Source organism: Psychromonas sp. KJ10-5 (genome assembly GCF_055808325.1).
Genome location: NZ_CM147864.1, coordinates 2,241,216 through 2,265,556, shown reverse-complemented (window position 1 = coordinate 2,265,556; position 24,341 = coordinate 2,241,216). Strand labels below are relative to the sequence as shown.

General features: G+C 38.1%; 22 protein-coding genes. 16 read left to right on the top strand and 6 right to left on the bottom strand.

Features of this window, described 5'->3' with window-relative positions; translation table 11 throughout:
• Positions 1–98 precede the first annotated feature (98 nt).
• The 4 genes from nhaD (at position 99) to AC0L3W_RS10000 (ending at position 5,730) form a co-directional block, all read left to right on the top strand.
• Positions 99–1,541: a sodium:proton antiporter NhaD gene (nhaD, locus tag AC0L3W_RS10015; RefSeq protein WP_409438984.1), complete on the top strand. Its 1,443-nt coding sequence runs from the start codon at positions 99–101 to the stop codon at positions 1,539–1,541.
• Between the two features lie 696 nt (positions 1,542–2,237).
• Positions 2,238–2,660 carry a pilin gene (locus AC0L3W_RS10010; RefSeq protein ID WP_409438985.1) on the top strand — a complete coding sequence of 141 codons (423 nt, stop codon included), beginning with the start codon at positions 2,238–2,240 and terminating at the stop codon, positions 2,658–2,660.
• A gap of 6 nt (positions 2,661–2,666) precedes the next feature.
• Positions 2,667–4,352 carry a type IV-A pilus assembly ATPase PilB gene (gene pilB / locus AC0L3W_RS10005; protein ID WP_409438986.1) on the top strand — a complete coding sequence of 562 codons (1,686 nt, stop codon included), beginning with the start codon at positions 2,667–2,669 and terminating at the stop codon, positions 4,350–4,352.
• Positions 4,353–4,503: 151 nt separating this feature from the next.
• Complete coding sequence (locus AC0L3W_RS10000; RefSeq protein WP_290041136.1) at positions 4,504–5,730, top strand: type II secretion system F family protein; 1,227 nt, start codon at positions 4,504–4,506, stop codon at positions 5,728–5,730.
• 533 nt (positions 5,731–6,263) lie between these two features.
• On the opposite strand, the gene AC0L3W_RS09995 is transcribed toward AC0L3W_RS10000, so the two are convergent.
• On the bottom strand, positions 6,264–7,178 hold the full coding sequence (locus AC0L3W_RS09995; RefSeq protein WP_409438987.1) for a LysR family transcriptional regulator: 915 nt from the start codon (positions 7,176–7,178) through the stop codon (positions 6,264–6,266).
• Between the two features lie 301 nt (positions 7,179–7,479).
• Here AC0L3W_RS09995 and AC0L3W_RS09990 point away from each other — a divergent pair, with 301 nt between their 5' ends.
• The 4 genes from AC0L3W_RS09990 to AC0L3W_RS09975 all read left to right on the top strand — a co-directional run bounded on the left by AC0L3W_RS09990 (position 7,480) and on the right by AC0L3W_RS09975 (position 11,298).
• Positions 7,480–8,463, top strand: coding sequence for a TRAP transporter substrate-binding protein (locus AC0L3W_RS09990; protein WP_290041134.1), 984 nt, complete (start codon positions 7,480–7,482; stop codon positions 8,461–8,463).
• Between the two features lie 85 nt (positions 8,464–8,548).
• A complete protein-coding gene (locus AC0L3W_RS09985; RefSeq protein ID WP_409438988.1) occupies positions 8,549–9,049 on the top strand; it encodes a TRAP transporter small permease in 501 nt (166 codons plus the stop codon).
• 60 nt (positions 9,050–9,109) lie between these two features.
• On the top strand, positions 9,110–10,384 hold the full coding sequence (locus tag AC0L3W_RS09980) for a TRAP transporter large permease (protein WP_409438989.1): 1,275 nt from the start codon (positions 9,110–9,112) through the stop codon (positions 10,382–10,384).
• Between the two features lie 77 nt (positions 10,385–10,461).
• The gene (locus tag AC0L3W_RS09975; protein ID WP_409438990.1) at positions 10,462–11,298 is read left to right on the top strand and encodes an aspartate dehydrogenase; all 837 of its coding nucleotides are present in this window, start codon (positions 10,462–10,464) and stop codon (positions 11,296–11,298) included.
• A gap of 61 nt (positions 11,299–11,359) precedes the next feature.
• On the opposite strand, the gene AC0L3W_RS09970 is transcribed toward AC0L3W_RS09975, so the two are convergent.
• A complete protein-coding gene (locus tag AC0L3W_RS09970) occupies positions 11,360–11,650 on the bottom strand; it encodes a putative quinol monooxygenase (RefSeq protein WP_409438991.1) in 291 nt (96 codons plus the stop codon).
• A 148-nt stretch (positions 11,651–11,798) separates the two neighbouring features.
• Positions 11,799–12,710 (bottom strand): aromatic amino acid DMT transporter YddG, encoded by a 912-nt coding sequence (yddG, locus tag AC0L3W_RS09965; RefSeq protein WP_409438992.1) that lies wholly within the window; start codon positions 12,708–12,710, stop codon positions 11,799–11,801.
• 202 nt (positions 12,711–12,912) lie between these two features.
• Here yddG and AC0L3W_RS09960 point away from each other — a divergent pair, with 202 nt between their 5' ends.
• Both AC0L3W_RS09960 and chrA read left to right on the top strand, forming a co-directional pair.
• Positions 12,913–13,926 carry a hypothetical protein gene (locus AC0L3W_RS09960; protein ID WP_290041126.1) on the top strand — a complete coding sequence of 338 codons (1,014 nt, stop codon included), beginning with the start codon at positions 12,913–12,915 and terminating at the stop codon, positions 13,924–13,926.
• A 378-nt stretch (positions 13,927–14,304) separates the two neighbouring features.
• Positions 14,305–15,477, top strand: a complete 1,173-nt coding sequence (gene chrA, locus AC0L3W_RS09955; protein WP_409438993.1) for a chromate efflux transporter — start codon at positions 14,305–14,307, stop codon at positions 15,475–15,477.
• A 92-nt stretch (positions 15,478–15,569) separates the two neighbouring features.
• Here the strand turns inward: chrA and AC0L3W_RS09950 are convergent, their stop codons facing one another.
• Positions 15,570–17,162, bottom strand: a complete 1,593-nt coding sequence (locus AC0L3W_RS09950) for an ABC-F family ATPase (protein WP_409438994.1) — start codon at positions 17,160–17,162, stop codon at positions 15,570–15,572.
• A 177-nt stretch (positions 17,163–17,339) separates the two neighbouring features.
• Between AC0L3W_RS09950 and AC0L3W_RS09945 the strand changes: the two genes are divergently transcribed.
• Positions 17,340–18,602 carry a DEAD/DEAH box helicase gene (locus AC0L3W_RS09945; RefSeq protein WP_409438995.1) on the top strand — a complete coding sequence of 421 codons (1,263 nt, stop codon included), beginning with the start codon at positions 17,340–17,342 and terminating at the stop codon, positions 18,600–18,602.
• A 509-nt stretch (positions 18,603–19,111) separates the two neighbouring features.
• Here the strand turns inward: AC0L3W_RS09945 and AC0L3W_RS09940 are convergent.
• Together AC0L3W_RS09940 and AC0L3W_RS09935 are read right to left on the bottom strand one after the other, a co-directional pair.
• Positions 19,112–19,426, bottom strand: coding sequence for a helix-turn-helix domain-containing protein (locus AC0L3W_RS09940; RefSeq protein ID WP_409438996.1), 315 nt, complete (start codon positions 19,424–19,426; stop codon positions 19,112–19,114).
• Positions 19,413–20,006: a type II toxin-antitoxin system RelE/ParE family toxin gene (locus AC0L3W_RS09935; protein WP_409438997.1), complete on the bottom strand. Its 594-nt coding sequence runs from the start codon at positions 20,004–20,006 to the stop codon at positions 19,413–19,415. The genes AC0L3W_RS09940 and AC0L3W_RS09935 overlap by 14 nt, the downstream gene beginning before the upstream one ends.
• Before the next feature lie 350 nt (positions 20,007–20,356).
• On the opposite strand from AC0L3W_RS09935, the gene AC0L3W_RS09930 reads away from it, so the two are divergent.
• The 5 genes from AC0L3W_RS09930 (at position 20,357) to AC0L3W_RS09910 (ending at position 24,296) form a co-directional block, all read left to right on the top strand.
• Entirely contained in the window at positions 20,357–20,926 is a 570-nt protein-coding gene (locus tag AC0L3W_RS09930) for a DNA-3-methyladenine glycosylase I (protein WP_290041122.1), read from the top strand.
• A gap of 278 nt (positions 20,927–21,204) precedes the next feature.
• Positions 21,205–21,753: an ECF-type riboflavin transporter substrate-binding protein gene (locus AC0L3W_RS09925; RefSeq protein ID WP_409438998.1), complete on the top strand. Its 549-nt coding sequence runs from the start codon at positions 21,205–21,207 to the stop codon at positions 21,751–21,753.
• A 6-nt stretch (positions 21,754–21,759) separates the two neighbouring features.
• Positions 21,760–23,460: an ABC transporter ATP-binding protein gene (locus AC0L3W_RS09920; RefSeq protein WP_409438999.1), complete on the top strand. Its 1,701-nt coding sequence runs from the start codon at positions 21,760–21,762 to the stop codon at positions 23,458–23,460.
• Positions 23,457–24,026, top strand: a complete 570-nt coding sequence (locus AC0L3W_RS09915; protein ID WP_409439000.1) for an energy-coupling factor transporter transmembrane component T family protein — start codon at positions 23,457–23,459, stop codon at positions 24,024–24,026. Before AC0L3W_RS09920 ends, AC0L3W_RS09915 begins: the two co-directional genes overlap by 4 nt.
• Positions 24,027–24,101: 75 nt before the next feature.
• Positions 24,102–24,296, top strand: coding sequence for a hypothetical protein (locus AC0L3W_RS09910; RefSeq protein WP_473572829.1), 195 nt, complete (start codon positions 24,102–24,104; stop codon positions 24,294–24,296).
• Positions 24,297–24,341: the final 45 nt, after the last annotated feature.

The following is a 24,341-nucleotide window of genomic DNA, read 5'->3' as shown; positions in this document are numbered from 1 at the left end:
CATATTTAGCACTTTGTTAACGTACATTGCACGTTCCTGCATATGCTAGAATCTGGCGAAATTTAATGCTTCAATTTATTTACTTTAAGGAAAACGTAATGTTAAAGCTGCCCTCGCGACTCGGTGTCATATTGACATTTTTTACCGTGTTCTTCTCTTCTAGCTTGATGGCTAGTACCGGAGAAACTATTGATTTAACCTCACATGGCATTGGTTATGCTGCAATTTTGTTTTTTGCTATTGCCTACTGTTTAGTGATGTTGGAGGATGTAATACATCTTCGTAAATCAAAGCCTGTGTTGGTAGCGGCAGGTATTATTTGGGGCATGATTGGCTTTTATTATTCTCAACATAGTATGAGCAATGATGCGGAAGCCGCTTTTCGTCATAACCTATTAGAGTATGCTGAGCTGTTCTTCTTCCTTTTAGTCGCAATGACTTACATTAACGCCATGGAAGAGCGTCAATTGTTTGATGCATTGCGCGCTTGGATGGTGAATAAAGGCTTTACACTGCGTTTGATTTTCTGGTTAACCGGTGTGTTAGCATTCTTTATCTCCCCCATTGCCGATAACTTAACGACAGCACTGTTAATGTGTGCGATTGTCATGAAAGTCGGTGGCAACAATAAAAAATTCATCTCCATCGCATGTATCAACATAGTTGTAGCTGCTAATGCTGGTGGTGCGTTTAGCCCATTTGGCGATATTACTACCCTGATGGTTTGGCAAAAAGGCATGGTTGAATTCACTACCTTCTTTGCGTTATTTATCCCTTCTGCGGTTAATTACTTAGTGCCTGCTATCATCATGAGTTTCTTTATTTCTAAAGACCAAGCTAAAGGTGACGGTGAAGTTGTGATCATGAAGCGTGGTGCTAAACGTATCGTTGGACTGTTTTTATTAACTATCTTCTTTGCTGTGGCGGGGCATTCATTCTTAGGTATGCCACCCGTATTAGGCATGATGACTGGCTTAGGTATTTTACAATTTTTTGCTTTCTTTCTGCGCAAAACACAAAAGCACCATTACCAATATGCAATGGCTCATACGGTTGATAAAAAAGAGCATGAACGACTACGTGGTTTAGGTGATGGTGCTCCTTTTGATATCTTCAACAAAGTAGCAAGAGCAGAATGGGATACTTTATTATTCTTTTATGGTGTTGTGTTATGTGTTGGTGGTTTAGGGTTTATTGGTTATCTAGGCATGATCTCTGAAGCCATGTACAGTAATTGGGATGCAACTTATGCCAATATCACTGTAGGGGTTTTATCTGCGATAGTAGATAACATTCCGGTGATGTTCGCAGTATTAAGTATGGAACCTGTGATGAGCCAGGGACAATGGTTACTAGTTACTTTAACGGCTGGTGTCGGTGGGAGCATGTTATCTATTGGTAGTGCTGCGGGTGTTGCGCTAATGGGACAAGCGCGAGGGATTTATACCTTTGGTGTGCATTTAAAATGGGCACCGGTAATTGCACTAGGTTATGTAGCGAGTATCTTTGCGCACCTTTGGTTTAATGCTGTCTATTTTTAAAACTATTAATATTAAATCACCACCATAACGCTAGTAATATACTAAAAAATCAGCTATACCTAATTAGGAATGTATGGCTGATTTTATTTTTTCACAAAAGGGTCATCATTTCGTTATAAATTAGATTTTCTTCATCCTATTTGTGAATTGTTTGTTCTGTATACAACCTAATAATGAGAGCTAGGTTAATATATAAGATAAAAGCTAACTAATTTAGGCTGTTATCAATGTTCAGCCATAATTAAACTTTACTTGTCTATTAATTATTTGGTATAAATAATCGGCAAATAGTGGGGAAGGGTACTACTTGCTCAATTGTTATAAACATTAACTCGTTGATAATGGCTTTTGACAATAAAATTAGAATAGTAATGCATAACTTTTTTGTATAACTTCGTATTATGTGACCTTTAAACTGGTTTTTCTGAAATTAAAAACTATTTTAAATGAAGTCATCATAAAATGGCGGTACAATTATTCTTTTGTGAGCAATGTAAATTGTAGCAAAGGGATGTTGCAAAATTACTTTAATAGTTACTTGTAGTTACTTTATATAGTAAATTAACAGGATTATCTTTGCTTACTTTTGAATCATCTTTATTAATGATTGTTGAGTAGTTAGAGGTATAAGTTAAAAATCAATTATTGTTTGGTATCACACTTAAACAATACTAAACAAAGCTTAAGGATATAAAAATGAAAAAAATACAACAGGGTTTTACATTAATAGAATTATTAATCGTTATCGCGATTATCGGTATTCTTGCAGCAGTGGCACTGCCTGCTTATCAGGATTACGTGGTTAAATCAGAAATTGCTGGTGGTTTAGCTGAAATTTCTGCCGGCAAAGCTGGTTACACAATCGAGCGTAGTGAAGGTACAACAGCTGCAGAGTTTGGTAGCGCGGCAAGTATTGGCTTAGCTACAAGTTCAGAGATTTGTAGTGCTATCTCTATTGGTGATGATGGAACAAATACTACTGACGGTCTAGAGTGTGCATTTAGCAATGGCTCAATCGGAACATCAGCGACTATACAATTAAATTATTCTGCTGGTACATTCACTTGTACTGCAACTAATGTATCTGACACTAGTTTGCTTCCTAAAGGTTGTGAATAACTTTTAATGGTTAGTAATCAGATTAGCGGCTTGGCTTCTAGCCTAGCCGCTCGTGGTTTGCTTGACCTCAGTAAACTGCCTCAAATTACTGCTTCCGCAGTTTCTGAACAGAAAGCCTTAACCACCTATTTAGTTGAAAATAACTATATCGATAGTGTGGCGTTAGCGGAGTTCTGCGAAGCGGAGTATGGTATTCCTCTATTAGACAGTGAGTCTTTAAATCTGGAAGAGATTCCTGATAAGTTTATTCACCCTAAACTAATAGAGAAACATCATGCCTTACCTGTGTATGTACAACAAAAAACCTTGTACATCGCCATGGCTGACCCGACTAATGTCTCTGCATTAGAAGACTTTGGTTTTAGCTTTGGTATGCATACTGAAGCGTTGTTAATCGAAGAAACGAAACTTTCTGAAGCCATCGATGCCATTTTAGATGATGGGACTAGCTCCCTTGAAGAGATGGGCAACATTGACGATATTGAAGTTGATGATTCTGAGTCTCGTTTAGATGAAGCGCAAGCCGTTGATGATGATGCGCCTATCGTAAAGTATATCAATGGTGTGTTATTGGATGCCGTACGCAAAGGTGCATCAGATTTACATTTTGAACCCTATGAGAAAAAATATCGTATTCGTTTTCGTGTTGACGGTATTTTACATGAGTTTGCCTCTCCTCCGGTTAACCTAGCCAATCGCTTTTCAGCGCGCTTAAAGGTAATGTCAAAATTAGATATTGCAGAACGACGCTTACCGCAAGATGGTCGTATCAAGCTTAAAATATCCAATAAACGCAATATAGATTTACGTGTCAGTACGCTACCTACTATGTGGGGTGAAAAGATCGTAATGCGCATCTTAGACTCCTCAGCGGCGAATCTAGATATCGACAAATTGGGCTATACTGATGAGCAAAAAGCCAAGTACTTAAATGCGTTAGCTAAACCACAGGGCATGATATTAATTACAGGACCTACAGGAAGTGGTAAAACCGTTTCTCTATATACGGGATTAAATATTTTGAACACCGTTGAGCGAAATATTTCTACTGCGGAAGATCCTGTGGAGATAAACTTAACCGGTATTAATCAAGTTCAGATCAACAATAAAGCGGGTTTAAGTTTTGCTTCTGCGTTGCGCTCTTTCCTACGTCAAGATCCGGATATTGTCATGGTCGGTGAGATTCGTGATTTAGAAACTGCTGAGATTGGCATTAAAGCGGCACAAACCGGTCATTTAGTCTTATCTACTTTACACACAAACTCAGCTGCTGAAACTTTAACGCGTTTATTGAACATGGGCGTACCGGCTTTTAATATTGCTTCTTCAGTGTCGTTAATTATCGCGCAGCGACTAGGTCGACGTTTATGTAGTGAATGTAAAGCACCGCTAGAGATTTCAGACTCAGAGCTTCTGCATATTGGTTTTACTCAAGAACAATTAGCAGAAAAACATAACCTTTATCAGCCTGTCGGCTGTTCTAAATGTACTGACGGTTACAAAGGCCGTGTCGGTATTTATGAAGTAATGGAGATGTCTGATCAATTAGGCCATATTATTTTAAATGATGGTAATGCCATGCAAATTGCAGATATCGCAGAAAAAGAGGGCATGTATACTCTGAGGCAATCTGCTATTAAACAAGCATTAAATGGTATCACCAGCCTTAATGAGGTCACTCGTATTACCTAAAAGGTCAGGAAATACCAGTTATTTTTTGTAAGTTAAAGCACTGGTAAACCACTAATAAAGCAGAAAAAAGTATAGTAAAAAAACATAAAAAATGAGAAACAGTATAAGCTGTGTTCCACTATATTAAGATAACTTCATTAAGAGAGTCCTCATGGCCAATAACAACACTGTAATAGAGCTAAATACCTTCACTTGGAACGGTATTAATAGGAAAGGATCTAAAGTTTCAGGTGAGTTGCAGGGCGCTAGTCAAAATGAGGTAAAGGTAGAATTACGCAAACAAGGGGTTAGCGTTACTCGTATCAAAAAGAAACCTAAACCGCTTTTATCCTTTGGCGATAAAGTGACACCCATGGATATTGCCATTGTTTCTCGTCAAATCGCTACCATGTTAAATGCCGGTGTACCCTTGGTGCAAAGCTTGGAGTTAATTGCTAAAAGTAATGAAAAATCATCTCTTCGTAAGTTAATGACCTCGATAGGTAATGAAGTAGCCACTGGTACGCCCTTATCTCAAACCTTACGTTCATACCCTAGACACTTCGATGATTTGTATTGTGATTTAGTTGAAGCGGGTGAACAGTCGGGCTCCTTAGATACCATTTATGACCGAATTGCGACTTATAAAGAGAAGTCCGAAGCCTTAAAATCAAAAATTAAAAAAGCGATGTTTTATCCTGCTGCAGTTTTAATTGTTGCCTTTGTCGTCACCATGCTACTGCTGTTGTTTGTTATTCCACAGTTCCAAGATATCTTTTCAGGGTTTGGCGCGGAGTTACCTGCTTTTACTCTATTTGTATTAGGTATTTCAGATATTGTACAAAATTATTGGTATATGATATTCGGCGCTATTATTCTTGCTGTATTTTTATTTAAAAGAGCGCATCGAGGTAGTGAGAAAGTCCGTAATAATACCGATAAATTTGTCTTAAAAATTCCTATTATTAGTACTATTCTAGATAAAGCGGCCGTAGCGCGTTTTGCGCGTACTTTATCGACCACTTCTGCTGCAGGTATTCCGCTAGTCGATGCTTTATTATCAGCCGCGGGTGCCTCTGGTAACTATGTTTACCGAAGCGCTGTGCATGCTATGCGCACTGAAGTAATGGCGGGTATGCAAATCAACGTAGCAATGAAAACCACTGATGCTTTCCCAGATATGGTCTCACAAATGGTGATGATCGGTGAAGAATCGGGTGATTTAGATGGTATGTTAGCAAAAGTAGCTGATATCTATGAGCAGCAAGTTGATGATGCTGTAGATGGTTTAACCAGTCTATTAGAGCCTATGATTATGGTGGTATTAGGTGTTGTTGTTGGTGGTTTGATTGTAGCCATGTACTTACCTATATTTGAACTTGGTAGTGTTATTGGTTAATCATTGCTATTTGATTAAATAACTCATTCAAATGAATAATAAAAGCGAACTTAACCGTTCGCTTTATTGATCTTGTAGGGAAACTCTTCTCTTAATTTAGACTATTACGCAATAGTTAGAGCGACTAAATTTAGTTTCTCTATGAAAGTTACATAGCATCTTTTTAGTGGCGCTGGCTACAGCCTGCTTGTTTTGGGGGATTACTGTTTTTTTGCTGCAGTCTATTTGTCTTAGTATTTTGCTATTGTTGTTTTCAATATATATAACAGCATGCGATGACTCTTATACACTGCGCCTGAATACCAAGCTTTGCTTGATAGGTGTCGCGACTTACTAGTGATGTTCGATATTTTTATTATTACGTTATTTATCAAGCTTACGAAACATGTTTTGACTTTGGGGCGCTGGCTTTAGCCTGCATGTTTTGGGTTATTACTGTTTTTTGCTTTAGCCTGCTTGTTTGGTGTTATTATTATTGTGTTCTTATTTCAGCCTGCTTCTTTTGATTTTTTCTACTTTACTTCACCCACAAGTTAATTCAAACAATGAAATATATGCTTATCTGCTTGGCATGAATTCAGGATAAAGTCCCAGGTGAGTTTGAGATCTTTGAACTGATGGAGGTCTTTACTGGTTGATATCCATAGTTCTCTAGAGAGTACTAACTCCGGTAATACTTGCGTTAATTGAGTTTCACCATAGGCAACAAAGTGTGGAAGGATGCCTAGCCCTAGGCCTGATTTAATGGCTTGGCTTTGCGTGCCTATGGTTGTTGATTTATAGACAAAACTTGCAGTGGTTGAAACCTCTTTTTGATACTTTAGTTGCTTGGTAAAAACTTGTTCTTCAATGTAGCCAATAAAAGGGTGATGTTTAAAGTCCGACTTACTTTTGATAGCTGGGTGGTTAGCCGTGTAGTGTTTGCTCGCAAATACACCTAAGGTGTAATCAGTTAATTTTTTCTGAATGATATTAGCGCCATTTTGTGGGCCAACAGTTATGCTGATATCTACTTTGCCACTGGTAATAAAAGTATTACTGGCTAGCGAAATAAGCTCCACATCTATCTCTTGTTCTTGTAACCATATGGGTAATCGACTCGCTAAATAATAGTTACTAAAACCTTCAGTAACACCTATACGAATGGTGGAACGCGTTTTTAATTCGTTTCGGTATTTTTCATTTGCTAACAATAGAGTACTTTCACACTTTTCAGCATAGGGCAGCAAGTTTTCGCCGGCTTTGGTGAGGTGGAAGCCAAAATTATTTTGGTAGAAGAGTTTAGTACCGATAGATTTTTCTAATTGTTCAATTCTGTTGGCAATGGTCACATGAGAACAGCCAATCTTTTGTGCTGCTGACGAAAGTCTGCCATAGCGTTTTAGAGCAATAAAATACTTTAAGTCATTCCAATTTATCGACAATAGATCCGGGCTATCATTACTCATTGGTGCTCCTTATGTAATGAGATTAATATGCAATAGAGGCTAATTGATGTACTTGTTATCCTTTGATACTGCTTATTTTATTACTCATTTATCCACTAAATTAATAACAGATTGTCTATTTTTAAAGCAAAAATTTAGCCTTGATTGTAAATATTTTAACACCTACTGTAAATAAAGCTCTATTGTTTTTAAAGGACTAAGGGGCTAATTTGAAACCATCAAAAGACAAACACAAAGAGAGTGTTAGTTTTTTCTTCGCAAGATTAACTGGACTTAAACTGAAGAACGATAGGGAAATATGATGAAAAAATCTATAATAGCAGCACTGACACTATTCATGAGTACGTCGACTTTGGCGGCTGAATTTAATTTTACCTTCGCTCATGTACTAAGTGACCAAACTCCTAATGGCCAAGCAGTACGTGCATTTGCTAAAGAAGTGAATGAAAAGTCTGACGGTCGCATCAACGTGATGGTTTTACCAGCAGGACAACTGGGTGGTGATGTTGAAATCATCGAGCAGTTACAAATGAACATGGTACAAATCGCTATCCCACCTACGGCTACTCTAGGTAACTTTGAACCACGTGTGCAAATTCTAGATCTGCCTTTTTTATTACCTTCTAAAGAAGTGATGAAAAAAGTATTAGATGGTCCAACAGGACGCAAAATTCTAGATACCTTAGATGGTCACGGTATGCATGCAATAAACTTCTGGGGCGCTGGCTTCCGCCACATGACCAATAATGTACGTCCTATTAACAGTCCTGATGATTTAAAAGGGCTTAAGATGCGTACTATGCAATCTCCAATTCTATTAAGTACTTACCGTAACTTTGATGCTAATCCAACGGCGATGGCTTATTCTGAAGTGTATAACGGGTTACAACAAAGTGTTATCGAAGGGCAAGAAAATCCAATTGCCAATATCACCAGTAAGCGTTTTTACGAAGTACAAAAGTACATGACGTTAACTGCTAATGCTTACCACGGTTATGCCGCTATTATGAATGATAAAGCTTGGGCATCTTTACCTGATGATCTAAAAGTAGTGATGACCAATGCATTTAACTACGGTAGAGACGTTTCACGTGATCTAACAGATAAGTTAGAGGCCGATGCTTTAGACAACATTAAAAAACATACTGAAGTGACAGAGTTAAGCCCTGAGCAAATCCAAGTCTTTGTTAAAGCGAGTTTACCTGTGCATGAAGAGTTCCGTGAAACGATCACTTCTGATCTATTAGATGATGTTTACGCTGATATTAATGAGCTGAAAGAGTAAGCACGGTAAGTATCGACGTTTGAGCTAATAGCGTTCAAACGTTTTATTCAGCGCGAAAATATTAATCAAGTGTAGGGAGGAAGGTATGTTTGAGCTAATCAGTAAGTACTTAGATAAAATAGAAGGCTTTTTTATCGCCAGCATACTCGCAGTGGCTTCACTATTAACCTTCACACAAGTGTTTTTTCGTTACGCACTAAATGATTCTATTTTTTGGGCTGAGGAAGCGGTTTTATATTTGATTATATCAATGAGCTTTCTTTCCACCAGTTTGGGAGTTCGAAAGGGCACACACATTACCTTAGATCTATTAAAGTCATGTTTACCGCCATTTATTATTCCTTTTTTTATTCTGATTTCCTCCGTGATCGGCATTGCCTTTGGCATCGCATTATTTTATTACGGTGGAAATCTTTTTCTTAATACGCTTGAGCGTGGCCAGCTTTCACCGGCATTAAGAATACCTGTCGCCTCTGTTTATGCCTTTATTCCAGCGACGGCATTACTGCAAATATTCCGATATACAGAAATCATTTATTCAGTATTAAAGAATCATTCTATTAAGAGCCAGTCTCCTCAACCGTAAATTAGTACAAAGATCCTAATATCTCATTAATGTCCTTTTTTACACAGTAAGGTTTTTCACATGATAATGTTTTTGTTAATTATTTTTTTAATCCTGTTATTACTGGGACTGCCTATTTATGGCTCTCTTGCATTCTCTGTTGTTGGTGCAATGGAGGTGACAAATACAATGGATCCTACGATCGTACCTATGCGAATGTTCTCAGGTATGAATAACTTTTCGTTAATGGCTATTCCATTTTTTATTTTAGCCGCCGAATTAATGCGCGTGGGCGGGTTATCTGCTCGATTAATTAAACTAGCGCAAGTATTGATTGGTTGGGCGCCTGGTGGTTTAGCGTCTGCTGCTGTGTTGTCTTGTTTATTTTTTGGTTCTATTTCAGGTTCAAGCCCTGCAACGGTTGTAGCAATTGGTAGCATCATGTTTCCTGCGTTAGTAGCCGCTGGTTACAGTAAACGTTTTGCCATTGGTTTATTAACCACTGCTGGGACCTTAGGGCCGATTGTACCACCTAGTATCGCATTAATTATTTATGGTTCGGTGACTTCTACTAGTGTTGGCCAATTGTTTGCAGCAGGTATATTACCTGCGTTATTACTGGGTGGTTTAATCATCGCTTATTGCATGGTTTATTCAAAAGTAAAAAAATACCCTAATGCGCCTTTCCCTACTTTCAAAGAAGTGGTTGATGCTTTTAAAGGTTCAGCTTGGGGATTAGGTTTACCGGTAATTCTACTAGGCGGTATCTATAGCGGTATCTTCACTGCGACAGAGTCTGCCGCGGTTGCCTGTGCATACGGATTATTTGTTGGCATGGTGATTTATAAGCAAGTTAATGCCAAAGCGCTATGGGAAATATTACAAACCACTGGGTTAACTGCGGGCTCTCTGTTGTTGATTACTGCTGGTGCTTCAGCTTTCTCTTGGTTACTGACCATGACGGGTTCTGCTTCTATTTTAGCTAATTCAGTACTCTCATTAAGTGATTCTTCTATTGTGATCACTGCATTGTTAAATGTGATTATGTTAATAGCAGGCTTCTTCCTGGACAGCGTGTCGGCGATTATTGTACTAGCGCCATTGATGATGCCGATTGCTACAGATGCAGGGATCGATCCCGTTCACTTTGGCATTATTAACTTGGTTAACTATTCCGTGGGAATGATCACGCCGCCTGTGGGCTTAAACCTTTTTGTTGCCGTGGCAATTTCAAAAATGAACCTATTAGAGATCTTCAGAGGGTGTATTCCATTCTTAACCATCATGATTATCGGGCTAGTGATTATCACTTATGTACCTTGGTTAAGTTTGGCAATACCTAGCCTCTTATATTAGGCCATCGTAAAAGTGAATTAAAAAGCAGGCTAACTATTAACTATGTCGTTGCTATATATATTTAACAAAGGGTTACAATGAAACATATACGAAAATTAAAAGTAGGCATCATTGGTTTAGGTGCGATAGGTCGAGAAGTGGCTAATCGTATCGAAAGTGGCAAGGTTGGCGAAGCGCAGCTTGTATCTTTACTGTGTAGAGATAAAAATAAAAACCTTTTATTAAGTGCAGATCAATCGGAACATTTTAAATCAATTATTACTGATGATATTGATGAGTTTTTTGCTGCACAGCCAGACATTGTGATAGAAGCCGCTGGGCAGCCTACTTTAAAGCATTATGGTGAAATGGTATTAGCAAAAGGGATTGACCTATTAGTGTCTAGCATTGGTTTGTTCACTGATGATCGAGCTTTAACTCAATTTATTGAGGCAGCGGACCGATCTGGCGCGAAGATCTTACTTTCCACTGGAGCGTTACCTGCAGTTGATTGGATGTCAGCTGCCTCATTATCTGAAGTGAATAATATTTCAATTACTCAAACAAAACCGGTGACCTCATGGAAGAACACACCTGCTGAAGAGTTTATTGATCTCAACTCATTACAAGATCCTACTTGTTTCTTTGAAGGGACGGCTCGTGAATCGGCTAATCTTTTTCCTAAAAGCAGTAATATAAGTGCGATGCTTGCTCTGGCAACCATAGGGTTAGATCAGACAAAGGTGAAGCTCGTTGCAGATCCAACAAGTGAAATCATGAATACCTATATCGACTTTGACAGTACTGTGGGTAAGCTGCAAGTAAATTGGCAAGGTGTCCCATCTATAACTAATCCAAGTACTAGTGCCGATGTGCCTTTAGCAATTGTTAAATGTATTAGAAACTTATCATCGTCGATCAATTACGGCGCGTAGTAAACGTCCAGTAGCATTGTGAGTAACTCTACTCATTCTGCTACTGGGGTTATAAATGCTTTTAACTGATATCAGTCATTTCATTCAAGCTAACACTTTCTATGCAGCCTACTGTTGCTGCTTTATAGCTCTTGAGGTTTTGATGGTTCATATGAGCTTGCCATGCTTCTCTTGATTCCCAAGTTTCAAAGAATAGGAAGTGTGTTGCATCGTCATTATCTTGATGTAGCGTGTAATTGATACAGCCTTGCTCTGTGCGTGTTGCTGCGGTCAATTTTAACAGTGCAGTTGTTACTCGTTCTAGTTTATCTTTTTTAACAATAATATTGGCAGTAATAGTAAGTTGAGTCATTGGTGTTTCCTTTATCATTATTCATCAGCGAGTTATTGTTTAAATATTTATATTAAACGACTAAAAGCTTGATGAACATTAATGTCATTTTTAATGTTCATAAATGATAAGTAAAAGCGAACATCCATTTTTAATAAAGTGAATACTCTTAACTAGTTTGATTACCTTCTGGTTTTGATCTGGTTACTAAAAAGCAGATCAGAGACCCTAAGGTTACTAGCGCGACACCTTGCCAAAACGATCCTGTTAAAGATAACGATAAATAAACAGAAGCGAATAGCGTAGAGAACACAGGCGTAAAGTAGGAAAGCGTGCCTAATAATATAATGTTACCGCCTATCACTGCTTGATTCCATAATGCATAGCCAGTACCAATACTGATCCCTGCAATCACTAAGATTAAAGTAGAAGGCAGCGTGAAATGTATGCTTGGTTCATGGCTGAAAAAGTACTTTACCCATAGTGTGATTGCGGTGGCGGCAAAGAATAATACAATGGCATTTTTACCATTGCTGATTTTTTTAGTGATCACACAATAGATAGCCCAAATAAATGCAGCTGAAAAAGCCATTAAATAAGTGATTGGATTATCTGAAATATTGGTAACCAATGTATTGATTGAAATGTCTTGATCACCAGCAATACACCATCCTACACCTGCGAACGCAATAAGAATGCTCGGATATACTAAAATATTCACTTTCTTAGGGTTAATTAACACACTTAATAATATTGTTAGTGCCGGCCATAGGTAGTTAATAATGGACATTTCCATGGCTTGATGTCGATCGTTTGCCATCCCCAAGGATAATGCTAAGCAGATTTCATAGGTAACAAATAAACCACCGCCAATGAGTAAATAACGCATAGGGTAATCTTTAATCTTAGGAACACCCATCACACACATTAAAAATAGAGCACTGATACTATACATCATCGCTGCCCCTGCAATTGGGCTAAATAACTCAGATAAATCTCTGATTAATGCCGCAACAGAGCTCCAAAGCAAAATGGCAAAAACGCCATAAAATGTATATCTATTTTTATTAATAAAGGACATAAACACCATGTTTATCATTATATTAAAATCGGATCCTCATTATGGATATTAATCATGTGGATGCAATAGATTAACTTAATTATTCAATGCTATTTTAGGTTATTCTATCCTAACTTATCCTATTAATAGACTAGGTAGAGGTTATGCCTGTGTATGGGAAAGAGCGAGTTGTTTTATGGTTAACTGTTAAGGTGAGTATTGAATGTTAGATGCGATTTGTATTTTATCTAAAGGCCATCAGCCGACTAAGCATTATCAGACTGCGGAAGGTGAAGCTAAAGCGCAAACGATTTTTTCTATTTTTGAATTCAAATTACTGCCAACTGAACAAATTGAGCAATATCGACACGCTTTGTACTGTCCTGAATGCTTACAAGTTGCGTATTTTAGACGCGCCTCTAAAGATGGTAAACAGGCTTGCTTTGGCTCTCGTTATCATCTTGCAGGGTGTTCAGAACTAAATACTCATAGTCGAGATAAAAACATAGTCAGCGAGAGTAAGCTCCTGCAATCAGAACATGTGCTGGTGGAGTCAAAGGGTAATCAATTGCCTCAAGTTGTTGTAGCCCCTGATGCCGATTCTGTTGCATCGTTAGACAAATCAAAAAAGCTAAAACTAAGTGAGCAAGGATTCACGATCGACTTCACTGCGAAGCGTATTATAAAAAGTAAGCCTTTATTAGCTGATATCAAAAAAATAGAGAGTTCAACAGCGAATAAATCAAACAACACTGATCGTGAACATTCAGTACTTAAACAAAGTGAGCAAACAGATAAACCAGTAACACAAACGCTAAGCGCGTTACTAAAAAGTCTATTCAAGAAAAGCTCTTTAGCAACCTCTGATGTTTGGGTACATACCAGTGAAAAACATCGTTGGCGAGCTAAAAACTTATTTGTGCATTTTCGTGATGCTGAACAGCTAGAAAAAGTGGCTCCTAGAATGTATTGGGGAAACATTAGTCATAGCGATAGCCAGTTGTTGTGGTTAAATGTCGCTGATAACAAACAGCTCTCTATTCCTATTAGTCATTTCAAAGAGGAATTGTTATCGCGATATGAGATCACGCAGGCCGAAGATTTAAAAGGAGCAAAAATAATTCTTTTTGCTAAATGCCTTAATAATAAACAGAAAAGTCGACAGTTTTTAACGCTTTGGGATAATGACCTACAGTATTTACACCTCGTTTTGACGAAACCTAACACAGTGAGTTGAATAAATTGCTTTGCTGTAAAAGTAGAGCAAATAACGCTTTAAAAAGTGATAAAGTGAAAATAACTCCCCATATCTCTGCTAACCTCCTTTGACAGTCTTTTCTTTAATTTATGTATTAAATATTGCACTTGTCATTTTTCTGTCATCTAACTGATGTAATTTTGATTTGTTTAAATGCCGCAGTTGCCGTCAAAATCAATTTGGTATTTATTTTTTGAGTTCAAGTCATGCGAATCACTGGTTATTTTAAGCTAAATGTTAAAAGCTGACCTTCAGTTTACAAATGATGCAAATTGATTGGGTTGGTCTTATATCAGTTAGGTGACTTGCATAATTGCTATTAATGCATAGATAAAATTGACAATGGAAGCGTCGACAATGTGGAACATATTTAAAACTTTCTTACTCTTAGGTTGTTATAGTTTTGGCGGCCCAGCCGCTCATATCGCTTATTTTAGGGAGACATTTGTTCAACGTTTAGCTTGGTTAAGCGAGCGTCAATATGCTGAGTTTGTTGCCCTAAGTCAGTTTTTACCGGGTCCAGGTTCAAGCCAAGTTGGTTTTGCTATCGGTTACCACAGAGCAGGATTAAAGGGCGCAATATGTGCCTTTCTAGGGTTTACCTTACCGTCTATTATGTTAGTGAGCATATTAGCCATCAGTGCAGGATACTTAATTGACAATAGTATATTTCATTCAGTGATCCATGGACTGAAGTTACTTGCGGTTGTGGTTGTTTTAGATGCCGTTCTGATGATGTATAAACAATTTTGTAAAGATAAAGCGCATATATCGCTTTGTTTACTAAGCGCTTGCGCTTTACTGGTTATGCCAAGTGTTATTACTCAATTACTGGTATTACTGCTTGCTGCGTTAACCGGTGTGGTTTTATTTAAAATGAAAGAACAGGAGTTTACCGATAAAAAAACACATTGTTTGATTCTTAATCCTCTACGCTCATTACATTACCGCCCGTTATCATTGTTTATTCTGTTACTGTGCATCATCCCATTCTTAGCCAGTTTTACACCTTTATTCTCAGTCTTTTCAGACTTTTTCCAAGCGGGTAGTTTAGTGTTTGGTGGGGGGCATGTTGTTCTCCCTTTATTACAAAATATCGTTGCTGAACAGTTAACGTCGGATCAATTCTTAACGGGGTACGCCATTGCCCAAGCGGTGCCAGGGCCAATGTTTACCTTTGCGACTTATATTGGCTACTTTATGTTGCCTGAAATGCCGTTACTAGGGGCGTTAGTGGCGACACTTGGGGTATTTTTACCGGGCTTCTTATTACTATTAGCTTGTTTAAAAAATTGGCAACGCCTTGCAAAAATTCCTTGCATTAATGCTGCTATCAGTGGGGTTAATGCTGCAGTTGTTGGTTTGTTGATTAGTGCGCTATATCAACCTGTGTTTATAAGTGCGGTCTTTGATGGCTTAGATATGGCGATCATTCTAGTTGGCGTTTACCTACATAAAAATCTTAAGTTTCCGATTGTATACCTAGTACTTTTATTCGCCATGATAGGTTTGGTGTTAGGCTATATTTAAACATAAAAAAATCCGATACTTATAAAAGCATCGGATTTTTAGATTTCATTAAACTTAATGGCTAAATGAATAGCAAAAGTTAATCATTAAAGTTACTCACCAACACCTTGGCTTTTTAGGTACTCTTCGTAAGTACCGTGGAAATCAACCACTTCATTTTCTTTGATTTCGATAATACGTGTTGCTAATGAAGATACAAACTCACGGTCATGACTGACAAATAATAGAGTGCCTTCATAGTTTTCTAAGGCTAAGTTTAATGATTCAATCGATTCCATATCCAAGTGATTGGTTGGTTCATCCATTAGCAAGATATTTGGTTTATTCATCATTAACTTACCAAACAGCATACGACCTTGCTCACCACCAGAGATGATTTTAACTGATTTAGTGATGTCATTTGCACCAAATAGTAAACGACCTAATGTACCACGTACGACTTGCTCATCATCGCCTTCTTGCATCCATTGACCCATCCAGTCCATTAGATTTTGGTCTTTTTCAAAATCAGATGAGTGGTCCTGTGCGTAGTAACCTAATTGTGCATTTTCAGACCATTTGTATTCACCTGAAGATAACTCAATTTCACCCATTAAAGTACGTAATAGGGTTGTTTTACCCACACCATTTTGGCCAATGATAGCAACGCGTTCACCTACTTCGATCATTAGGTTTAAGTCTTTAAATAAGGTGTTGTCGAAGCTCTTCGTCATCGCAACGGTTTCTAATGCGTTACGGAACAGTTTCTTCTCTTGTTTAAAGACAATGTAAGGGTTAACACGGCTAGATGCTTTAACTTCATCTAACTGGATTTTATCCATTTGCTTAGCACGAGATGTAGCTTGTTTTGCTTTTGATGCATTTGCAGAGAAACGGCTTACGAATTCTTGTAATTCAGATAGTTGTGCTTTCTTCTTCGCATTCTCAGATAATAGACGTTCACGTGCTTGTGTCGCGGCAGTCATGTACTCATCGTAGTTACCTGGATATAAACGTAATTCACCGTAATCGATATCAGCCATGTGTGTACATACTGAGTTTAAGAAGTGACGGTCATGCGAGATGATAACCATAGTACATTGACGTGCATTTAATTCAGTTTCTAACCAGCGGATAGTATCGATATCCAAGTTATTGGTTGGCTCATCAAGAAGCATGATATCTGGATTTGAGAAAAGTACTTGTGCTAGTAACACACGTAGTTTCCAACCAGGTGCAACTTCAGACATTGGGCCGTAATGTTGTTCTAATGGAATACCAACGCTTAATAGGATTTCCCCAGCGCGTGAATCGGCTGTGTACCCATCCATTTCTGCAAACTCAGTTTCTAAATCAGCTACCTTCATCCCATCTTCTTCACTCATTTCAGGTAAAGAGTAAATGCGGTTACGCTCATTCATTACTTCCCACATCTCTTTGTGGCCCATCAATACTGTATCTAGTACTGTGTGCTCTTCAAAGGCAAACTGGTCCTGATGTAGTTTAGCAATACGCTCATTAGGATCTTTAGTTACATTACCAGCGCTTGGCTCTAGATCACCGGTTAAGATTTTCATGAAGGTTGATTTACCACAACCATTTGCACCGATTAAACCGTAGCGGTTTCCAGTACCAAATTTCACAGAGATATTTTCAAAAAGTGGTTTTGCACCAAATTGCATGGTGATGTTATTTGTACTTAACACGGCTTATTCCTAAATAGTTTGAGTATTGCTTTTTTAAAGAGGAGTATTATACATATACCGTGAGGTTAATCACCTTTCAATTGTATGAATTTTATGCGTTGGTTTCGATAGCGTGTAAAGCCTGCTTAAGGTAAGCTACGCGCCTTAGGCATATGCCGTATTTTAATGAGATGTTATATGAGTTTTGATTCACTAGGTTTACCCGTATCGTTAGTAGAAGCTGTTAAAGCGCAAGGTTATGAAAAACCTTCTCCTATTCAAGAACAAGCCATTCCTGCTGTAATTGCTGGGAAAGATGTAATGGCAGCAGCACAAACAGGTACTGGTAAAACGGCGGGCTTCACCTTGCCATTATTGGCAAAGTTGGAAAAAGGACCGCGTGCTAAACCGAATCAAGTTCGTGCACTTATTTTAACGCCAACGCGCGAATTAGCCGCACAAGTTCAAGCAAGCGTACAAAAATACGGGCAAAACATGCCATTACGCAGCATGGTTGTTTATGGTGGTGTTAAAATTAACCCTCAAATGCAAAACCTGCGCAGTGGGGTGGATATTCTAGTAGCAACGCCAGGGCGTTTATTAGATCTTTACCAACAAAATGCCGTACGTTTTCAACAGTTAGAAGTATTAGTGCTTGATGAAGCTGACCGTATGTTGGATATGGGCTTTATTCACGACATTAAAAAAATCTTGAAAGTGCTGCCACCTAAACGTCAAAATCTGCTGTTTTCAGCAACTTTTTCAGATGATATTCGTGCCTTAGCAAAAGGCTTAGTGAATAATCCTGTGGAAATATCAGTAACACCACGTAATACCACGGTAGAAAAAATCGAACAGGTGTTATATGAAGTGGATAAAACCAAGAAAACAGCATTATTAAGCCAGTTAATTTTAGATAATAAATGGCAACAAGTATTAGTGTTTGTTAAAACTAAACACGGTGCAAACCGCCTCGTTAAAAATTTAGAAGCGCGTGGCATCCGTAGTGCAGCTATTCACGGAAATAAGAGCCAAGGTGCACGTACTAAAGCCTTAGCACAATTCAAAGAAAGCCAAATTAAAGTGCTAGTGGCGACCGATATCGCTGCTCGCGGTATCGATATTGACCAGTTACCAAACGTAGTAAACTTCGACTTACCACACGTAAGTGAAGATTATGTTCACCGTATTGGCCGTACTGGTCGTGCGGGTAATGAAGGTCTTGCTGTTTCATTAGTGTGTCAGGAAGAATTCAAACTATTAAAAGATATCGAACGCTTTATCAAAAAAGTAGTGCCACGTCGCGTTCAACCGGGTTTTGAACCTGGTGAGCCATTACAAGCGTCAGTGTTAGATACACGCGAGAAGAAAATCAAAAAGCCTAAAGTAGCTAAGCCAGCTAATCGTGCTGGTGGTAATAAAAAACCTCGTGGTGTACGTAACAATTTTGTAGGCAGTTAGGTTAGCTTTTACTTTATGTGAAGGTAATCACCGCTAATAATAAGCCCTTATTATTCAATCTTCTTGATTGGTGATAAGGGCTTTTTTGATCGTGATTATTTATGGTGAAAAGAATTTGGAAACTGCGAAATCTAAAATAATTCAAGAGTTTAATAGATATAACCAAATTATATTTATATTGAATGATCTTAAACTGGGAAAAAAACTAGAAGAAGATTCAGCGATGAAGGTAGTTTATATGAAAAAGCGAACCCCCAGTTTCTTCAAATGAATATCAGTATTTATGTTTCAAAGTAATTGTTTTATTTAGTAAATAGTCGAAGTTTACCATATTAATTAGTTATAATAGAGCTTCGAACAATATGTCCATTCTTACCGTTAAGTGTTCATAAATAATAGGTAACTTTCATCAATAGCAAACGATACGTTTGCTGTAAGTTCATTTGGCATAGGGGAGTGTTGTATAAACTGTTGTGTTAAAAGTGCAGTTACTCCGTTTAAGCAATTTATTATAACTCAGCTATGTGTTTGAGAGTTTCAGGGTGACGTTGCACTAGCTTTAAAAGAGTAACAGCTTGCCCGTTTGGGATACTGCGTCCTTGCTCCCAGTTCTCTAAAGTACGAGACGAGGTATGAAGTACATTCGCAAATACACCACGAGACATATTAAAACTTTCTCTAATACCTACTATTTCATTAGGTGATATATCAAGCTCACTTACATCACTTACTTGATGCGTTTTAAGGGTTAGTTTCCCTTCTGAATGCTCTTTTGCCTCAACAAGAGCCGAGTTTAATTCTTTAAACAAATCACGATTGCTCATTGCGCCATACCTCCATAAAAGATTTTAACTGTTTCTTTTGATCTACTGTTAAGTCTGACATTTCATTTTTTCCATAAATAGTAAGTAAATAGAAACGTCTTTTTTCATCTAGAAAGTAATAAATAATACGTGAGCCACCACGTTTTCCTTTACCCTTACTTCCAACTCGAATCTTTCTCAAGCCTCCTGTACCTTGAATCACATCTCCCTGTTTTGGATTTGACATTAACTCAGCTTGAAACAGTCTAAACTCTTCATCACTGAGATATTCATCTCGGTATTTCTCAAATATTTTTGATTCTACAAATATACATTTCATAAATAAAGTGTACGTAAATAACGTATAGAAAGCAATATTAGATAATGGGGTGCTGAGAATGAAGAATGTATCAATGTGGCTACATTTATTTCCCCGTTGAACTTTCCTAAGCAATGGATTCATTTTAGTAACACCAAACAGGATGTTTGAGGGAGTTGAGGCTAGTGCATGGATGTACGTCCGAAACGGTACGTTTAAAATGAAGGGATTGATTGGGATTAAAAAGCGATTCGGTGTGCCTTTTTCTTTGGTGACTTTCATTTGGGCAAGCAAAAGAAAGTCACTCGCCGATAGAGCGAAACCACTGCAAATAAGTATCCAACAGACTCGACGAGCGCAGACGAGCCAAAATTCAAATAATTAACATCAAGCAAGAAGTTTGCTGTAAGGTCATTCGACACAGGGAATTGTTATATAAATAGGTGCGTTAAGAAGGTCACTCGCCGATAGAGCGAAACCACTGCCAGTAAATATCTAAGGCCTCGACGAGCCAGTACCTATAATTGCTTAAAGACAAAAAATAACTTACAACTAGCTAAACCTGGGCCTTTTCATTACTGTATGCAAACAAATAAAATCAAGACTACACACTCAACAGGTCACCATTACCAATGAACGACATCAAAAAATGCCAGTGGGCTTTAAAAACTAAACTTGAAGAGGCTTACCATGATACGGAATGGGGCGTACCTGTTTATGACGATCAAAAACTGTTTGAAGCACTGTCTTTAGAGCTTTGTCAGTCGGGGTTAAGTTGGCATACCATCTTAAATAAACGCGAAGGTTATCGTGCTGCCTTTAATCAGTTTGATCTTAAAAGTGTGGCGGCATTTGATGATGCAAAAGTTGAAGAACTATTGTTGGATGCAGGCATCGTTCGACATCGTGCAAAAATATCTGCGATCATAAATAACGCACAATGTATTTTGAATGTGCAAAAGGAATTCGGCAGTTTTTCTGATTACATTTGGCAATTTACCGATCACAAAACCCTTGTTGGTCATTGGCCAACAAAGGAAGAAGTGCCTGCATCAACTGAGTTATCGACGCTAATCAGTAAAGACATGAAGAAAAAAGGCTTTAAGTTTTTAGGGCCAACCACTACCTACGCTTTTATGCAGTCTGTTGGGCTGCTTAATGACCATACTACGGACTGTTTTCGCTTTAATGTATACGAATAAATTAAAAAAGCTCAGTTAACGATAACCCTGATTTGTTACTTATCCTAATCAAATAGGCATTGAATGTAGATTATTCTCATCTTAAATGAGTGGCTTTCTATTGCGACACCTCTTTGAAGTTACTCTGTTTAAATTGTACTAAGGCAAGTAGATTTGAATTCTCGTTCTTTGCCATTCAGATCCTGCTTTTTTATTGCTAGACATCTAGACTCTCAGACTTCTTATTGCTTTTTAATACCCGTATAATCAGCGCCACTAACTTAATTAATGAGGTCTACATGAAACTGTCCACTAAAACCGTTGTTGTAATTGCTATTGGTGCTGCTCTTTATGGCATTGGTGGTTTACCTATGTTTGGTATTCCAGTGTTTGCTAATACCACTTTAAAACCTGCAATGGCGATCCTTGCGTTATTTTCCGTTTTATTTGGGCCTCTTGTTGGCTTTTTAGTAGGCTTCATAGGTCATTGGGTGACTGATTTATTCGCAGGATGGGGCGTTTGGTTTACCTGGGTATTAGGATCTGGGATTGTTGGTTTAGTGATTGGTTTGTTCCCTAGATTAACTCATCGACGTATTCAGTCTGGTGTATTTGAGATCAAAGATTTTGTGCTATTTGTTGTACTTGCCTTAATTGGTAATGTAGTTGGATATGGTTGCTCTGCGCTATTAGACACTATTTTATATGCCGAACCTTTCAGTAAAGTCTTTACGCAATTAACTATTATCGCTTCTGGTAACACTGTCTTAATCGCTGTGGTGGGCTACTTTATTTTGAAATCGGTTGCCAAACGTAACCAACAAAGTAGCAACTTGAGCGAAGGATAGTTAGGCATGCAGATTGAGTTTTCGAATTTCTCTTTTCAATATAAAGCCTTAGATAAACCAACGCTTAAAAATATTAATCTGAAAATAGAGAAGGGCGAAAAAATTGTCATTATCGGTGCGAGTGGCAGCGGTAAGTCGACCATTGGGCGTTGCCTCAATGGTCTTATTCCACATGCAATAAAAGGCCAGTGTTCAGGGCAACTTAAAATTGCAGGAAAAGAGACAAGTCATTTTGAGATGCACCATTATACGGAGCATGTTGGCACAGTATTGCAAGATACTGATAGCCAATTTGTTGGGTTAACAGTCGGTGAAGATATTGCTTTTGCATTAGAAAATCAATGTACAGCAACGGCTGATATGTATCCTATTGTTAAATCTACAGCACAAATGGTGGACTTAGTTGCTTTGCTAAATGCTTCTCCACAGGACTTGTCTGGTGGGCAAAAACAGCGAGTGTCATTAGCTGGTATTTTAGTCGATGACGTTGATATCTTACTTTTTGATGAGCCATTAGCAGCCTTAGACCCTAAAACCAGTAAAAAGACTATTGAGATCATTGATCAATTACATCGGGATGCTGGTAAAACGATTATTATCATCGAGCACCGTTTAGAGGATGTGTTGCATCGAAATGTTGATCGAATCATTCTAATGGATCATGGTGAAATAGTTGCAGATATGTCACCCGATGTACTGTTATCCAGTTCATTGTTAACTACCCATGGTATACGTGAACCGCTTTATTTATCAGCATTGAAATCAGCAAACTGCACGATTGAAGCTGAGAACAAGCCCGCGAGTCTTGATACTTTATCTTTAGTACAATACAAAAATAATCTTCTCGAGTGGTTTCATGTCACTGATTTACAAGCAGAACAATCTAAGCAAACACCTCTATTAACCTTATCAGGGTTAACCTATTCCTATCATGGGGAGGTGAATGCGGTTGATAATGTTAGTTTCTCCGTTAATAAAGGTGAGTTTGTTTCGATTCTTGGTAAAAATGGCTCTGGAAAATCAACCTTAACTAAATTGGTAATGGGCGTTGTTGAGCCGGATTCAGGTAAGATAATACTAAATGGTAAAGACCTTTCGGAATTAAGCATTTTTGAGCGTAGCCAAGCGGTTGGTGTGGTGATGCAAAACCCGAATCATATGATCTCGCATCATATGATATTTGACGAAATTGCCTTTGGTTTACGTAACCGTGGTGTTGATGAGCAGCTTATAGAACAGAAAGTGCTGCAAGTATTGGCGCTTTGCGGTTTGAAAAAATATCGTCACTGGCCAATAGATGCCCTTAGTTATGGACAGAAAAAGCGCGTCACTATTGCCTCTATTCTTGTTTTAGAGCCAGAGTTACTTATTTTAGATGAGCCTACTGCTGGGCAAGACTACCAGAGTTATACGGCGATGTTGAGTTTCATTAAAGAGCTTAATACTCGTCTCGGTATTACAGTGGTGATTATTTCTCACGATATGCACCTAGTATTGGAATATACAACGCGATCTATTGTGTTATCTGACAGTCATTTGATTGCCGATGCGCCAATGACAGAGGTGTTTAGCCAACCTGAGTTATTAGCTAAAGCTAACCTAACAACAACCAGCCTATATCAATTAGCAGTCAATTTAGACATTGAGAATACCAGTGCGTTTATGCAGTGTTTTATTCAAACAGAACAAGCGAGAAACAGTGCATGAAAGCAGAAAAAATGGCCTTTGGAATAAGTTATGTTGAGACTGGTTCTGTACTCCATCGCTTAAATGGTATTACAAAGTTTGTACTTTTTATGGCGTGGGTGACCGTAGTACTCACTACCTTTGATTTACGCCTTATCATTGTATTAGTGGGTGTGGGCTTATGGTTGCTGAAGATGACCAAGGTGCCAGTAAAGGTGTACCGTACCTTGTTGATTGCGACTGCCAGCGTGTTGTCATTAAATGCGTTGTTTATGTTTTTATTAGCGCCGCAACAGGGGACTGCGTATATGGGAACTGAGACGGTTTTATTACCTCTTGGTTTTTATTCTGTTACTCAGGAAACCTTGTTTTATTTGGTGACGGTAACCTTAAAATACTTCAGTATGTTTCCGATTGCTTTAGTGTTTGTATTTACCACGCATCCGACAGAATTTTCTGCTAGTTTGAATCGTTTAGGTATACCTTATAAAGTTGCTTACGCGGTGAGTTTGACGCTACGTTATTTACCTGAAATTAAGAAAGATTACATTAATATCATGCATGCGCAGCAAGCGCGTGGTGTTTAGTTATCTAAGAAAGCCTCTCTTTTTTCTCGTTTAAAAAATCTAACAAGCATTCTAGGCCCATTAATTTTTACCAGTTTGGATAGAACAGAAGAGATATCCAATGCGATGACGTTACGTGGTTTTGGGCGACATAAATCACGTACTTGGTATAGCTTAAAGCCATTAATGAGAAAGGATTGGATCTGTTTATCTACTATTTTAGTGTGTGTATCACTAGCGATTGTTAAGCGTGTGTTTGAAGCGCAGCTATTTTGGTACCCGTTTAATTAATATTCATATCAGCAAACGCTAACCATCAAAGTACAAGGTCATTAT